The organism is Pseudarthrobacter sulfonivorans (genome assembly GCF_014712225.1).
Taxonomy (GTDB): Bacteria; Actinomycetota; Actinomycetes; order Actinomycetales; family Micrococcaceae; genus Arthrobacter; species Arthrobacter sulfonivorans.
Genome location: NZ_JACXBW010000013.1, coordinates 106,536 through 119,250 on the forward strand (window position 1 = coordinate 106,536; position 12,715 = coordinate 119,250).

Below are 12,715 nucleotides of genomic sequence, written 5' to 3' on the forward strand. Positions count from 1 at the left end.
TTCGGCGGCATAAAATGGCGCCGTCATAACTCATCTGTGATATTTTTTGTCCATGACTCAGGAAACTGCCGAGCACATTGCCGCCACGCTCAAGGACGCCCGGATTGAAAAGGGCTGGACGCAGGGCCAGTTGGCCGAAGCCTTGGGAACCAGCCAAAGTGCCATCGCCCGGATGGAGCAGGGCAAGCAGAACCTCAGCCTGAAGATGATCCAGCGGCTCGAAACGATCTTTGAGCGAAGCATCGTCAAGGTGGGCAAACCGCAGATGACCCACCTGCGGATCGAAGGCGGCCGCACCCTGTCCGGCGCGGTGGATGTCAACAGCAGCAAGAACGCGGGCGTGGCCCTGCTCTGCGCCAGCCTGATCAACCGTGGCACCACCGTGCTGCGCAGGCTCGCCCGGATCGAAGAGGTCAACCGGATCGTGGAGGTGCTGACCAGCATCGGCGTGGAATGCACCTGGCTTAACGACACCGACCTCCAGCTCCGCCGCCCGGAAGTCCTGGATCTGGCGGCCATGGACGTGGACGCCGCCCGCCGCACCCGGAGCGTCATCATGCTCCTGGGCCCGCTCCTGGACGAGAACGCCGAATACCGCCTCCCGTACGCCGGCGGCTGCGACCTGGGCACCCGCACGGTGGAGCCGCATATGCAGGCGCTGCGCCAGTTCGGCCTCTCGGTGGAAGCGACCGCGGGCTTTTACGCGGTGCAGGCTCCGCAGCCGGACACCCGGGACCGCTCCTTTGTGCTGTCTGAGCGCGGTGACACAGTGACCGAAAACGCGATCATGGCAGCGGCCCACCGCCAGGGAACCACAGTCATCCGCAACGCGAGCCCTAACTACATGGTCCAGGACCTCTGCTTCTACCTGGAGATGCTCGGCGTGCAGATCGACGGCGTGGGCACCACCACCCTGAAGATCACCGGGCAGCCGCTTGTGGACGTGGACATTGAATACTTCCCGTCCGAGGATCCGATCGAAGCGATGAGCCTGATCACCGCCGGCATCGTCACCAACTCGGAGGTGACCATCCGGCGGGTACCCATCGAGTTCATGGAAATCGAACTGGCCACGCTGGAGCAGATGGGCCAGCAGCTGGAGATCTCGGGGGAGTACATGGCCCGCAACGGGCGGACCCGGCTGGTGGACGTGACCACCAAGCCGTCCGAGCTGCGCGCACCGGAGGACAAGATCCACCCCATGCCGTTCCCCGGGCTGAACATCGACAACCTGCCGTTCTTCGCGGTGATCGCGGCGAACGCCCATGGCCAGACCATGATCCACGACTGGGTCTACGAGAACCGGGCCATCTACCTTACGGAACTGAACCGGCTCGGCGCCCAGGTGCAGCTGCTGGACCCGCACCGGATCTACGTCAACGGCCCTACCAAGTGGCGCGCCGCCGAGGTGGGTTGCCCGCCGGCCCTCCGTCCGGCCGCATGCCTGCTGCTGGCCATGCTCGCTGCGCGGGGAGTCTCCGAGCTGCGCAACATCTACGTGATCGAGCGCGGTTATGAGGATCTGGCCGAGCGCCTCAACACCATTGGCGCCAAAGTCGAGTACTTCCAGGACTAGCGCGGCGGGGTTTTGCCCGGCCCGGCTGCGTTCTGCGCCATCTCCGGCGGGTTCTGCACCATCATTCGGCCTTACCGGGGTTCGGACCCCGCGGTTCCGGACCCCGCGGTTCCGGGCCCGCGGGTCAGGCCCGGACCGGATGATGGAGCAGAATCCGTCACCCTCGCGGACGGCCACGCTTCAGGACCGCGTGGATCTCCTTCAAGACCATGTCCGGGCTGTTCCAGATCTGTTCCGGAGCGTAGCTAAGGACCGCGTAAGCCTGCGTCTGGGCGATGTTGGACCGGCTCATGTCCTTCCGCCAGGCGGCGCGCGAGCTGTGGAACTGGAAGCCGTTGATTTCCACAATGAGCCAGCCGTCGATCAGGAAGTCCACGCGTCCGACGCCGGCAATCTGCGCCTGCCTGTCGAACCGTAGCTTCACTGACTCGAACAGCAGCCGGGCGCTGATCTCCGGGACGGACTCGGACAAGCCGTCTGCCTTCGCCAGCCTCTTACGCGCCGGGCCGTAGTACTTCGCCGTGAGCTCCGCTTCCAGGACTGCCCGGGGTAGGCCATGCTGCGTCATGGCCGACTGCACCATGGAGGGAATGATGGCGCAGAATCCGGCCGCCTCGGACGCCGGTCCGCAGAATCCGGCCGCCTCGGACGCCGGTGCGCAGAATCTGCCACCCGGACCGGGCTGCCGCGTGCCCGGCAGGTTGGCGCACAATATAACCATGCGAACTTTCGGCGTCGAGGAAGAGCTCCTGATCGTTGATCCGGACTCAGGGCAGCCGCTTGCTCTGGCGGACGCCCTGCTTTCAGGGCACCGGCTGGCCGCCGATGACGCGCCGCCAGACCAGCATGCGCTGAAGACCCGGGATAAAACCGCGTACGACGACGAAACGGGCTTGAGTGCCGAGCTGAAGCTGGAGCAGATCGAAACGCAGACGCGTCCGTGCCTTGAGTATTCGGAGCTGCTGCCGCAGATCCGGGCCGGCCGCCTGCTCGCGGACCAGGCGGCACGCAAATTCGGCGCGCGGGTGGCTGCGCTGGCCACGTCTCCTTTCGGGTTGGCGAGCCACACCACCCCGGACCCGCGGTATGCGCGGATGTTGGAGCGTTTTGGCCTGACCGCCCAGGAACAGCTGACGTGCGGCTTCCACGTCCATACGTCCATAGAGTCCGAGGACGAGGGCGTGGCCGTGCTGGACAGGATCAGGGACAAGCTGGCCGTCCTCACCGCCCTGAGTGCCAACTCACCGTTCTGGATGGGGATGCACACCGGATTCGCAAGTTACCGCACCCAGGCCTGGAACCGCTGGCCCACGTCGGGTCCGTCCGCTATTTTCGGCACGTACTCCCAGTACCGGCGGGTGGTGACGCGATTGCTGGACAGCGGGGTGATGCTGGACGAAGGCATGATCTACTTCGACGCCCGCCTTTCCCGGAACCATCCAACCGTTGAGGTCCGCGTGGCCGATGTCTGCCTCCGCGCAGAGGACGCCGCCCTGATCGCCGTGCTGGTGCGGGCCTTGGTGGAGACCGCTAGCCGGGAATGGCAGGAAGGCGTGGAGCCGGCGCCCGTGCCCACCGTGTTGCTCCGGATGGCGGCCTGGCAGGCAAGCAGCAGCGGCCTGGGCGGCGAGCTGCTGGACTTCGGCACCTTCCGGCCTGCCCCCGCGAGGGACGTCGTCCGTTCCCTCGTGGATTACCTCGCGCCCGTGCTCGCTGACCAGGGCGAACTGGCCCTGGCCAGGCAAGGCGTGGAGGACATCATTTCCCGTGGCACAGGGTCCGCCGAGCAACGCCGCGTCCGGGACGCGGCGGCAGAAACAGCGCCCGACGACGGCGGGCTGGGTGCCGTCGTTGCCCACGCCGTGGGTGTCACGATGCGCGGTGCGTCCGGGCAGCCCGAGGTTGATGAAGCGCCCGATTTGCTGCGCGTGCGCCAGGTCTGACCTCACCGGTGATTCCGGCGCTGCCCGACGGGCGCCTCCGGTCAACGGCCCGCAGGTCCGGCGCCCCGAGTGGCTTCAGCCGCCCACGGCCAGCCGTATCCCCAACGTCAGCATCACGGCTGCGACGAGGCCGTCGAGAATGCGCCAGGAGGAGGGCCGGGCGAAGAAGGGCCGGAGGACGCGGGCGCCGAAACCGAGCGCACTGAACCACGCCACGCTGGCGGTGATCGCACCGGCGCCGAACCACCACCGCAAGTCCTGCGTTTGCTGGTTGGCCACTGACCCCAGCAGCAGGACGGTGTCCAGGTAGACGTGCGGGTTAAGCCAGGTGAGGGCGAGCACCGTGCTGAGCGCCGCCCCAATGCCGACGTCGGGCTGCCGGCCGGACGCCGTCAGGGCTCCGGGACGCAAAGCCCGGCGTGCCGCCATGACGCCGTAGGCCACCAGGAACGCCGCTCCGGCAAATCGGACCACGTCCACGATCACCGGATCCGCCTGCAGCAGGACCCCGACTCCTGCGATGCCGGCGGCTATGAGGATCGCATCCGAGACGCTGCAGACGAGGACGACGGCGGCCACGTGCTCACCCCGGATTCCCTGCCGCAGGACAAAGGCATTCTGGCTGCCGATGGCCACGATGAGGGCGAGCCCGGTGCCGAAGCCGAGCGCTGCCGGGGTCAGCAATCCTGTGAAGTCCATATGATTCAACGTACGGCCCGGCCTAGAATTACTCCAGCTAAATATTCTTACTTCTATTAAGGAAAGCTAATGAAAACCTTCCAGCTGGAGCAGCTCAGGACCTTCGCCGCAGTAGTGGAGGAGGGCACCCTGGAAGCGGCCGCCCGCAACCTGTACGTCACGCCGTCGGCCATTTCCCAGAGGCTGAAGGCAATGGAGGACGCAGCCGGCCAGATCCTGCTGCAGCGCACCAGCCCCGTCCGGCCGACCACCGCCGGCGAGGCAGTCCTGCGGTTCGCCCTGCAGGTCAGGCAGCTGGAGTGGGACGCACGCCAGGAATTGGGCAGTGGCCAGGAGCCGGGCGGTGGCCACAACACACCGAGTGCGCCCCTGCCGCTGGTGGTGAATGCCGACTCACTGTCCACCTGGTTCCTGCCGGCGCTGGCAAGCCTTCCGGCGGACCTCGGCATCCGTTTTGAACTCCACCGGGAGGACGAGCAGCATTCCACCCGGCAATTACGCACCGGGATGGCAATGGCGGCCGTGACCGCCACGCCGGAGCCGGTGCCGGGGTGCAGTGTGGAGCCGCTGGGTTCCCTGCGCTACCGTGCGGTGGCCAGCGGGGCCTATGTGCGGCACTGGTGGCCGGACGGTCCTGAACTGCTCGCCGGCAGCCAGTCACCGGTGGTGGACTTCGACCGCAAGGACGACCTGCAGGCGGGTTTCTTCCGAACGCTGACCGGCGCGGACCTGGCCGCACCGCGACACTACGTGCCGTCGTCGGCCGAATTTGCCCAGGCCATCCGGCTGGGGCTGGGCTGGGGCCTCCTGCCTGAGCAGCACTGCCTGGCCGACCTCGGCAGTGGGGACCTCGTGGAACTGGCACCGGAAAACCCGGTTGACGTTGCCCTGTACTGGCAGCGCTGGAAGATCGACTCCCCGGTGCTCAACCAGCTGACGGCGGCAGTGCGGCGGACGGCCGCCAGCCAGCTCCGCCAGCCCGCGCTCTGACCCGGCCCCGAGCCTGTCCCGGCCCGGAGCCTGTCCCGGAGCCTGTTCCGGGGCGCTCGCCCTCGACAGGCCCTTACCGGCCCGCCGTCAGACCTGCTTCAGTGCCTGTTCGAGGTCGCCGAGGAGGTCATCCACGTCCTCGAGTCCAACAGACAGGCGCACCACGCCGTCGCTGAGCCCGATGGCGGCGCGCCCTTCCGGTCCCATGGCCCGGTGGGTGGTGGTGGCCGGATGGGTGATGAGGGACTTCGCATCGCCCAGGTTGTTGGAGATGTCGATGATCCGCAGCGCGTCCAGCAGCGCAAAGGCAGCTTCCTTGCCGGAGCGGCCACCGCTCGCTGCAAGTTCCAGCGTGAGGACCGTGCCGCCGGCCTTCATCTGCCTGGCGGCGAGCTCGTACTGGGGATGCGACCGCAGCAGCGGGTACTTGACCCAGCTGACGGCCGGCTGCTGCTCAAGCCACTCGGCGAGCCGCAGCGCGGACGCGGACGAGTGGTTCACGCGCAGCGACATGGTTTCCAGGCCTTTGGTGAGCACCCAGGCATTGAACGGGGACAGCGCGGGGCCGGTGTGCCGCATCAGCTGCTTGACCGGGCCATTGATGAATTCCGCCGTGCCCAGGATGGCCCCGCCCATGACCCGGCCCTGGCCGTCGATGTGCTTGGTGCCCGAGTACACAATCACGTCCGCGCCGAACTGCCCGCAGCGCTGCAGCAGGGGAGTGGCAAAGACATTGTCCACAACCACTGTGGCACCGGCTGCGTGCGCCAGTTCGCTGACCGCGGCGATGTCCACGATTTCCTGCATCGGGTTGGACGGCGATTCGAAAAAGACGGCTGTCGTCGGCACCGACAGGGCTTCGCGCCACTGGTCCAGGTCCGGGCCGTCCACAAACACCGTCTCCACACCCCAGCGGGGAAGGATTTCGTTCAGGATCACAAAGCAGGAACCGAACAGCGAACGTGCGGCAACCACCCGGTCACCCGCACCCAGCAGGGCACCCAGGGCGGTGAATACCGCTGACATGCCCGACGCCGTCGCGAAGCACGCCTCGGTGCCTTCAAGCAGTCGGAGGCGTTCCTGGAAAGTGGCCACCGTCGGGTTGCCATAGCGGGAGTAGACAAACCGTTCGTCCTCGCCGGTGAACGCGCGCTCGGCGGCGGCGGCGGACTCATAGACGAAGCCCGAGTTCAGGAAGATGGGCTCCGTGGTTTCCTGGAACTGCGTGCGGTCGAGCCCGCCGCGGACTGCCTGGGTGTCCGGACTCCAGCCTGCAGCTTCTTCGTTAAAGGTCACTTACTTGCTTCCCAGGTTCGTGGGCAGGCCGCGGTTCTTCCAGCCGTTGACCGTGCGCTCGCCGTACCGGTCCGGCTCGCCCTCGAAGCCTTCCAGGACGTTGTAGGAGGTGAAACCGGCCCGGGTCGCAGCGGTGGCGGCGGCGATGGAGCGCTGGCCCGAGCGGCAGAGGAAAACCAGTTCGGTGCCGCTGTCCTCCGGTGCCTGCTCCGTGAGGTCGGTGATGAAGTCCGGGTTCGGAATGCCGCCCGGGAACGTCCAGGGAATGAACAGGGGATCGTTGTCCGTCGCTTTGGTGTCCGGGATGCCGATGTGCGCCCATTCGCCTTCAGTGCGGACATCCACCAGGATGGCGCCCTGCTCCAGCTTGGTCCAGGCTTCCTGCGGCGTGAGGTCTCCGGCGTAGCTCATGCGTGGCCCTCGCCGTCGAACTCGAGGTCGCCCGCGGATTCGAGGTCTTCCACGGCGGTGGCGACGGCGGCATCCGCGCTGGCGATGGCCGCCGGCAGGATGAGGGCCTGGGCAACGATCACCTGGCCGCCGTTGGACGTTGCGGCCGGGCTGCCGTGCAGCACGTAGCCTTCGGCCAAGGCGGCGGAAATCCGCTCACAGAAAGACCTGTCATCCGGCCCGGTCACAAGCCGGTACGACAGTTTTTCTTCAGGGACAGGTGCGTCAGACATGACGAATCTCCTTCTTTCACGCTTGCAGCTCGAATGGGTCGATATGCCGAGTATTCACCTGAGGCACCCCGCCGCGAAAGGAGGGTTGCCGACCGGCCAGTCAGGGCTTGGCGCCGGTTCTCATTACTCCCCAAAAACGTAACACCCGGCCCGCCCCGCCGCACCGCCGCCGTCGTCATGTTCCGTAACCAACACGTGCTTCCAACCCCGGCAGGCGGGCACGACAATCGGACCATGGGGAAAGACCGGGGGAACCGTCTGAGCGGGGCGTGGCACCGCTTCGTCGCCGTGGTGCTGTGTGCCGTGTTCATGGTGCTGGGCCTCGGCAGTTGCCGGAACGTTTTCGCGCCGCCGCCGTGCATGCCGCCGGCGTTCACCGTGACGCCGTCGGAAGCCAGACCTGGCGACCGGGTGACGGTCAGCGCCCCGGACACAAAGTGCGATGCGCGTTATGGCGAGGGCGCGCAGGTCTCCGTGCAGGTGCTGGATCTGTACGCCACCCCCGTGCTGGACGAGCTCGCCCCCATGACCGACGACGGCGGCTTCAGTTTCGTGTTCACCGTCCCGGAAGGCATGTCCCCGGGGAAAGCGGGGGTCACCGCCTACCCGTACAACGTGGACTGGTGCGATGACACCGGAGTCAACAACCGGGCGGATGCGGGGCCGGGGACCCTGATACAGGTTTCCTGCGCCCAGCGCTTGGTGCCGCTGGTGGTGCTGGGCGCCGGAGCCTGATCAGGCGCCCAGCATCAGGCCTTGAGGATCAGGCCTTGAGGATCAGGGCCTCGCCCTGGCCGCCGCCGCCGCACAGCGCCACCACACCGGTGCCGCCGCCGCGGCGTTTCAGCGCCAGCGCCTGGTGCAGCACAAGGCGCGCCCCGGAGGCGCCCACCGGATGCCCCAAGGCGATGGCGCCGCCGTCGGCGTTGATCTGTTCGGCGTCGATTCCCAGGTCCTTGGCGGACTGCAGCACCACCGAGGCGAAGGCTTCGTTGACCTCGATGAGGTCCAGCTCGCCAACGGTCAGCCCTTCGAGTTTCAGGGCACGCTCAATGGCGCGCGACGGCTGGGAGTGCAGGGAACCGTCCGGTCCGGCCGTCTGCCCGTGGCTGCCGATCTCCGCGATCCAGCCGAGTCCGGCCGCCTCCGCCGCGGCCTTGCTGGCCACCACCAAGGCGGCCGCGCCATCGGAGAGCGGCGAGGAGGACCCTGCGGTGATCGTGGCTGAGTCCGCCGTGGAGAAGGCGGGCTTCAGCGCCGCCAGCGCCTCCGGCGTCGTACCTGCCCGGATCCCCTCGTCAGCATCAATCACGACGGCGGGGCCGCGGCGCTGCGGGACCTCCACCGGAGCGATTTCCTCGGCCAGGATGCCGGCTGCACGGGCGGCTTCCGCCCGCTGATGGGAGCGGGCGGCGACGGCGTCCTGGTCCTGGCGGCTGAGGCCAAGGCGGGCGTTGCCGGCGTCGGTGGCGGCGCCCATCAGCTCACCGGAGCGGGGGTCCTGCAGGCCGTCAAAATTCAGCGAATCCAGCAGCGCCGCGTCGCCGATGGCAACGCCGCCCCGGAGCCTGGGCAGCAGGTGCGGGGCATTCGTCATTGATTCCTGGCCGGCGGCCACAATGAAGTCGGCCTCGCCCGCGCGGATCATCCGGGCGGCGTCGATCACGGCGGTCAGGCCGGAAAGGCACAGTTTGTTGATGGTCACGGTAGGCACATCCCAACCGATCCCGGCGGCCAGGCTGGCCTGCCGCGCGGGTCCCTGGCCGGCGCCGGCCTGGATGACCTGGCCCACGATCACGGCCTGGATCTGTTCCGGCGCCACTCCGGTCCGGGCCAGGGCGTTGCGGATGGCGTGGGCGCCGAGTTCGCTTGAGGACAGGCCGGAAAGCCCGCCGCGGAACCGGCCGAATGGGGTGCGTGCGCCGCCCAGGATGACGGGGATGCGGGCATCGTTGCTCATGGTTTGTGCCTTACGGCTAGTGGTAGGGCCGGCCGCCAGAGGAAGGGCCGGTCAGTGGAAGGACACGGCTATTCGAAGGACGCGCGGCGTCGGTCAGTGGTCCTGGTGTTCCAAACGTCCGGTTTGTTGACCCGGAACCGGCGCCCGGTGAGCGCCCTCGGGGTCAGCCGGATGTAGTAGTCCTTGGGCCCGGGCTGCCAGGGCTCCAGTTGAAGGGCGTCCACGGCGTCCTTTTCAGCCTGGTCTTCGATCAACTCCGTGTCGCCGCGCGCCACAACGCTCCAGGCTTCCTCGGTGCGGGGATCGTACCCATCGATTTCAAGCGCCGCGGGCCGTTCCGACTCCGCGCCCCACAGCTTGGTGCCGCCGGCGCTGCGGAAGACGATGCTCCTGCGCTGCAGGATGTAGTTGACCGGGAAGATCTCCGGATGGCTGTCCACCACAACGGCCAGGCGCCCCACGATGTCCGCAGAGAGCAGTTCCCAGCATTCGTCAAAGGTCAGTTTGATGATCGGATCCGTGTGCGAGTTCATGGACCAAACCTTACGGATGATCCTGCCGTTCCAACAGGTCTTGGACGAGGGCATCAAGGATGGGCAGCTGGCCCTTGACGAGCTTGGTGCGCGCATCGGCCTCGGCGACCCACCGGGCGTCGTCAATTTCAGGGAAGTCCTGGATGGTCCCGGACCCCTTGGGCCACTCCAGGGGAAACGTGTTGCTGACAATCTGCTCCGGCTGGAAGTCAGCCGCCGCGGTGAACACCGTGATGAGCTTCCCCGACGGCTGGCGGAATTCGCCGAGCAGGACGTACTCAGCGGCGGGCGGCGGCGTGCCGATCTCCTCGGTGAACTCGCGCCGGGCTGCCACCAAAGGGTCTTCGTCAGCCAGGTATTCGCCCTTGGGAAGCGACCAGGAGTGGGCCTGCTTGCCGGCCCAGAACGGTCCGCCCATGTGCGCTATCCAGAGTTCCAGCCCACCTGCCGCACCGTCTTGATGAACACCGTGCCGGTAGAGCAGGATGCCCGCGCTGCGAACGGCCACGGTGGCCTACTGGATCCCTGCGTACAGTGCGTTGAGTTCGGCCGTCAGCTGCTTCTGCAGGGCCGGCGTGCCGATTTCCTTGCCGTCGATGTGGTTCACCGGCGCCAGCAGCCGGATGCTGGAAATCAGCCACACGGCGTCGGCGTCCAGCAGGTCCTGCGGCTCCAGCGGGCCGTAACCCAGCTCCCAGCCGGCCGCCTTCGCGGCGGCAAAGAGCGCACCCTGGGACGTGCCGGGGAGTATTCCGCTGTCCAACTGCGGCGTGATGAGCCGGCGGACCGTGCGCGTGACGCCGGCGCCGTCGTCGGCTGTTTCCACATGGGCAAGCAGGACCGTGGACGTGGGGCCCTCCAGGACCCGCCCGTCGGCGGAAAGGAAGATGACGTCATCGGCGCCCTGTTTGTGCGCGTGCCGCAGGGCGGCCATGTTCACCGCGTAGGAAAGTGTCTTGGCGCCAAGCAGCAGCCAGGGCGCGCGGTCCGCAACGTCGCTGTCGTAGCCGCGGTCCAGGAGGATGACGTCGATGCCGGCCTCGCGCTGGCGGCGTCCGAGCGCACCCACGGGGGATACCTGGACCCAGCACGTGGGAGAGTCCGCGCCTTCCGGCCCGCGGGTGGCAACGAGTTTCACCACCAGCTCGTCCTCGGCCGTGGAAGGTGCCGGGTGCTGTGAGCGGTGTTCGGCTACGCCGGCGGCGATGGCCGAAAGCCACTGCTCCTGCGCCGGGATGACCAGGTCGAGGGTTTCGGCTGACCCGCCCAGCCGGTCCAGGTGGGCCTGCAGTTTCCGGACGTTCCCGCCCACGGCGAGCATGGATTCGAACACCCCGTCACCGCGCGTGGCACCCTGGTCCGTGGCCATCAGCTGGGGCTGTGAGGCGTCGGCCAGGCGGCCCTCCGGGTAGGCGGGGTCAAGGAAAACGAGCACCACGGGCGCAGGAGAGGTCATGGCTCCAGCTTAGTCGGGCCCGGCGCGGCTAAGCTGTGGTCATTGCCCGGCCGGAATCCGTCCGCCGGTGCGCACTCCCCGGGGGTTTTTTCCAGTGTTGTGGCCGATTTCGCTTGCCGGTACTGCGCCGACGTGGATTGTGGTGCTGCTGAGCATTGCGGATCTGGTGATCAGGATCCTCGCCCTCGGCATCATTCCCGGCAACAGGCGCCCCACCACCGCCATGGCCTGGCTGTTGGGGATCTTCTTCGTCCCGTTCCTGGGCCTAATTCTTTTCCTGCTTTTCGGGAACTTCAAGCTCTCGAGCCGGCGCCGCCAGCAGCAGGAGATTGTCAACACCCGGGTGCGGGCGGGCATCTCGTCCCTGGCCGATGTCGCAAGCGACTATCCCGGCCCGGATTGGGTCAAATCCGCCGGTGAATTGAACCGCCGGCTGGGGTCCCTGCCGATGGTGGACGGCAACTCCGTGGACCTCATTCCCGGTTACCCGGACTCGATCCTTGCCATGACAGAGGCCGTACGCGGGGCCAGGAAATTCGTCAACGCCGAGTTCTACATCATGAGCACGGACCACGTCACCGACGACCTGCTGACGGCGATGGAAGAAGCCGCGAACCGCGGCGTGGAAGTCCGTGTGCTGTTCGACCACATCGGCACCCTGCGGGTCAAGGGCTACCGCAACCTCCTGAGCCGGCTCAAGGCAAGCAAAATCCAGTGGAAGCGCATGCTGCCGCTGCTGCCCATTCACGGCCAGTGGCGCCGTCCGGACCTGCGAAACCACCGCAAGATCATGGTGGTGGACGGTGAAATTGCCTTCACGGGCTCGCAAAACCTGATTGAGCCGTCCTACAACAACCCGAAGCACCGGAAGGCGGGCCGCGAATGGGTGGAACTGATGGCACGCCTGCGCGGGCCGATCGTCACCACCCTGAACGTGGTGTTTGCCACGGACTGGCTCAGTGAGACCGACGAGAACCTCGAACACCAGCTGCAGCTCCCGGCCAACCCGGAGCCGGGCAACGTCACGGCCCAGGTGGTGCCCAGCGGGCCCGGATTCATCACGGAAAACAACCTGCGATTGTTCAACACCCTGATCTATTCGGCCCAGCACCGGATTTCCATCTGCAGCCCGTATTTCGTCCCCGATGACTCGCTGCTTTACGCCATCACCACCGCGGCCCAGCGCGGCGTGGACGTGGAGCTGTTCGTTTCCGAAAAGGGCGATCAGTTCCTGGTCCACCACGCCCAGCGCTCCTACTATGAGGCGCTGCTGGAGGCCGGAGTACGGATCTACCTCTACCAGGCCCCCTTCGTGCTCCACGCCAAGCACTTCACCATCGACGACGAAGTGGCCGTCCTGGGCTCCAGCAACATGGACATGCGGTCCTTCTCGCTGAATATGGAAGTCTCCGTGATGCTGATGGGAGCGGACATCGTCACGAGCATGCGCGCGGTGGAAAACACGTACCGGGACATTTCGAGCGAGCTCAAGCTCGAGGACTGGCTCAAGCGTCCCCTCGCCGCCCGCTACATCGATAACGTGGCGCGGCTGACGGCCACCGTCCAGTAGTCCCGGGTG

Annotated in this window: 14 protein-coding genes and 1 riboswitch; of the genes, 5 read left to right on the forward strand and 9 right to left on the reverse strand. The window is 67.0% G+C overall.

What is annotated here, in order from left to right; all coding sequences use genetic code 11:
• The first annotated feature begins 52 nt into the window (after positions 1-52).
• A complete protein-coding gene (locus IAQ70_RS16590; protein WP_190990423.1) occupies positions 53-1,576 on the forward strand; it encodes a UDP-N-acetylglucosamine 1-carboxyvinyltransferase in 1,524 nt (507 codons plus the stop codon).
• A gap of 157 nt (positions 1,577-1,733) precedes the next feature.
• On the opposite strand, the gene IAQ70_RS16595 is transcribed toward IAQ70_RS16590, so the two are convergent.
• Positions 1,734-2,297 carry a DUF559 domain-containing protein gene (locus tag IAQ70_RS16595; protein WP_190990424.1) on the reverse strand — a complete coding sequence of 188 codons (564 nt, stop codon included), beginning with the start codon at positions 2,295-2,297 and terminating at the stop codon, positions 1,734-1,736.
• Here IAQ70_RS16595 and IAQ70_RS16600 point away from each other — a divergent pair.
• The gene (locus IAQ70_RS16600; RefSeq protein WP_190990425.1) at positions 2,296-3,519 is read left to right on the forward strand and encodes a glutamate--cysteine ligase 2; all 1,224 of its coding nucleotides are present in this window, start codon (positions 2,296-2,298) and stop codon (positions 3,517-3,519) included. The two genes, IAQ70_RS16595 and IAQ70_RS16600, sit on opposite strands and share 2 nt — an antisense overlap.
• Before the next feature lie 75 nt (positions 3,520-3,594).
• Here the strand turns inward: IAQ70_RS16600 and IAQ70_RS16605 are convergent, their stop codons facing one another.
• Positions 3,595-4,218 carry a LysE/ArgO family amino acid transporter gene (locus IAQ70_RS16605; RefSeq protein WP_190990426.1) on the reverse strand — a complete coding sequence of 208 codons (624 nt, stop codon included), beginning with the start codon at positions 4,216-4,218 and terminating at the stop codon, positions 3,595-3,597.
• Between the two features lie 69 nt (positions 4,219-4,287).
• On the opposite strand from IAQ70_RS16605, the gene IAQ70_RS16610 reads away from it, so the two are divergent.
• Positions 4,288-5,208 carry a LysR family transcriptional regulator ArgP gene (locus IAQ70_RS16610; protein WP_190990427.1) on the forward strand — a complete coding sequence of 307 codons (921 nt, stop codon included), beginning with the start codon at positions 4,288-4,290 and terminating at the stop codon, positions 5,206-5,208.
• A gap of 87 nt (positions 5,209-5,295) precedes the next feature.
• On the opposite strand, the gene IAQ70_RS16615 is transcribed toward IAQ70_RS16610, so the two are convergent.
• Genes IAQ70_RS16615 through IAQ70_RS16625 form a run of 3 tightly spaced genes read right to left on the reverse strand, consistent with a single transcriptional unit; the run spans position 5,296 to position 7,187 of the window.
• Complete coding sequence (locus tag IAQ70_RS16615; RefSeq protein ID WP_190990428.1) at positions 5,296-6,504, reverse strand: O-succinylhomoserine sulfhydrylase; 1,209 nt, start codon at positions 6,502-6,504, stop codon at positions 5,296-5,298.
• Entirely contained in the window at positions 6,505-6,915 is a 411-nt protein-coding gene (locus tag IAQ70_RS16620; RefSeq protein ID WP_190990429.1) for a rhodanese-like domain-containing protein, read from the reverse strand.
• Positions 6,912-7,187 (reverse strand): DUF1737 domain-containing protein, encoded by a 276-nt coding sequence (locus IAQ70_RS16625; RefSeq protein WP_190990430.1) that lies wholly within the window; start codon positions 7,185-7,187, stop codon positions 6,912-6,914. The genes IAQ70_RS16620 and IAQ70_RS16625 overlap by 4 nt, the downstream gene beginning before the upstream one ends.
• Before the next feature lie 13 nt (positions 7,188-7,200).
• Positions 7,201-7,315, reverse strand: a riboswitch (SAM riboswitch).
• Between the two features lie 106 nt (positions 7,316-7,421).
• Here IAQ70_RS16625 and IAQ70_RS22810 point away from each other — a divergent pair.
• Positions 7,422-7,922 (forward strand): hypothetical protein, encoded by a 501-nt coding sequence (locus IAQ70_RS22810; RefSeq protein WP_223860200.1) that lies wholly within the window; start codon positions 7,422-7,424, stop codon positions 7,920-7,922.
• A 28-nt stretch (positions 7,923-7,950) separates the two neighbouring features.
• Here IAQ70_RS22810 and IAQ70_RS16635 read toward each other — a convergent pair whose 3' ends face one another.
• From IAQ70_RS16635 to IAQ70_RS16650, 4 genes are all read right to left on the reverse strand, one after another.
• Positions 7,951-9,147 carry an acetyl-CoA C-acyltransferase gene (locus IAQ70_RS16635; protein ID WP_190990431.1) on the reverse strand — a complete coding sequence of 399 codons (1,197 nt, stop codon included), beginning with the start codon at positions 9,145-9,147 and terminating at the stop codon, positions 7,951-7,953.
• 68 nt (positions 9,148-9,215) lie between these two features.
• Positions 9,216-9,680: a pyridoxamine 5'-phosphate oxidase family protein gene (locus IAQ70_RS16640; RefSeq protein WP_190990432.1), complete on the reverse strand. Its 465-nt coding sequence runs from the start codon at positions 9,678-9,680 to the stop codon at positions 9,216-9,218.
• 10 nt (positions 9,681-9,690) lie between these two features.
• Positions 9,691-10,188: an NUDIX domain-containing protein gene (locus IAQ70_RS16645; protein WP_190990433.1), complete on the reverse strand. Its 498-nt coding sequence runs from the start codon at positions 10,186-10,188 to the stop codon at positions 9,691-9,693.
• Between the two features lie 6 nt (positions 10,189-10,194).
• Entirely contained in the window at positions 10,195-11,136 is a 942-nt protein-coding gene (locus IAQ70_RS16650) for an aminodeoxychorismate lyase (protein ID WP_190990434.1), read from the reverse strand.
• 97 nt (positions 11,137-11,233) lie between these two features.
• On the opposite strand from IAQ70_RS16650, the gene cls reads away from it, so the two are divergent.
• On the forward strand, positions 11,234-12,706 hold the full coding sequence (cls, locus tag IAQ70_RS16655) for a cardiolipin synthase (protein WP_190990468.1): 1,473 nt from the start codon (positions 11,234-11,236) through the stop codon (positions 12,704-12,706).
• The last annotated feature ends 9 nt before the right edge of the window (positions 12,707-12,715 follow it).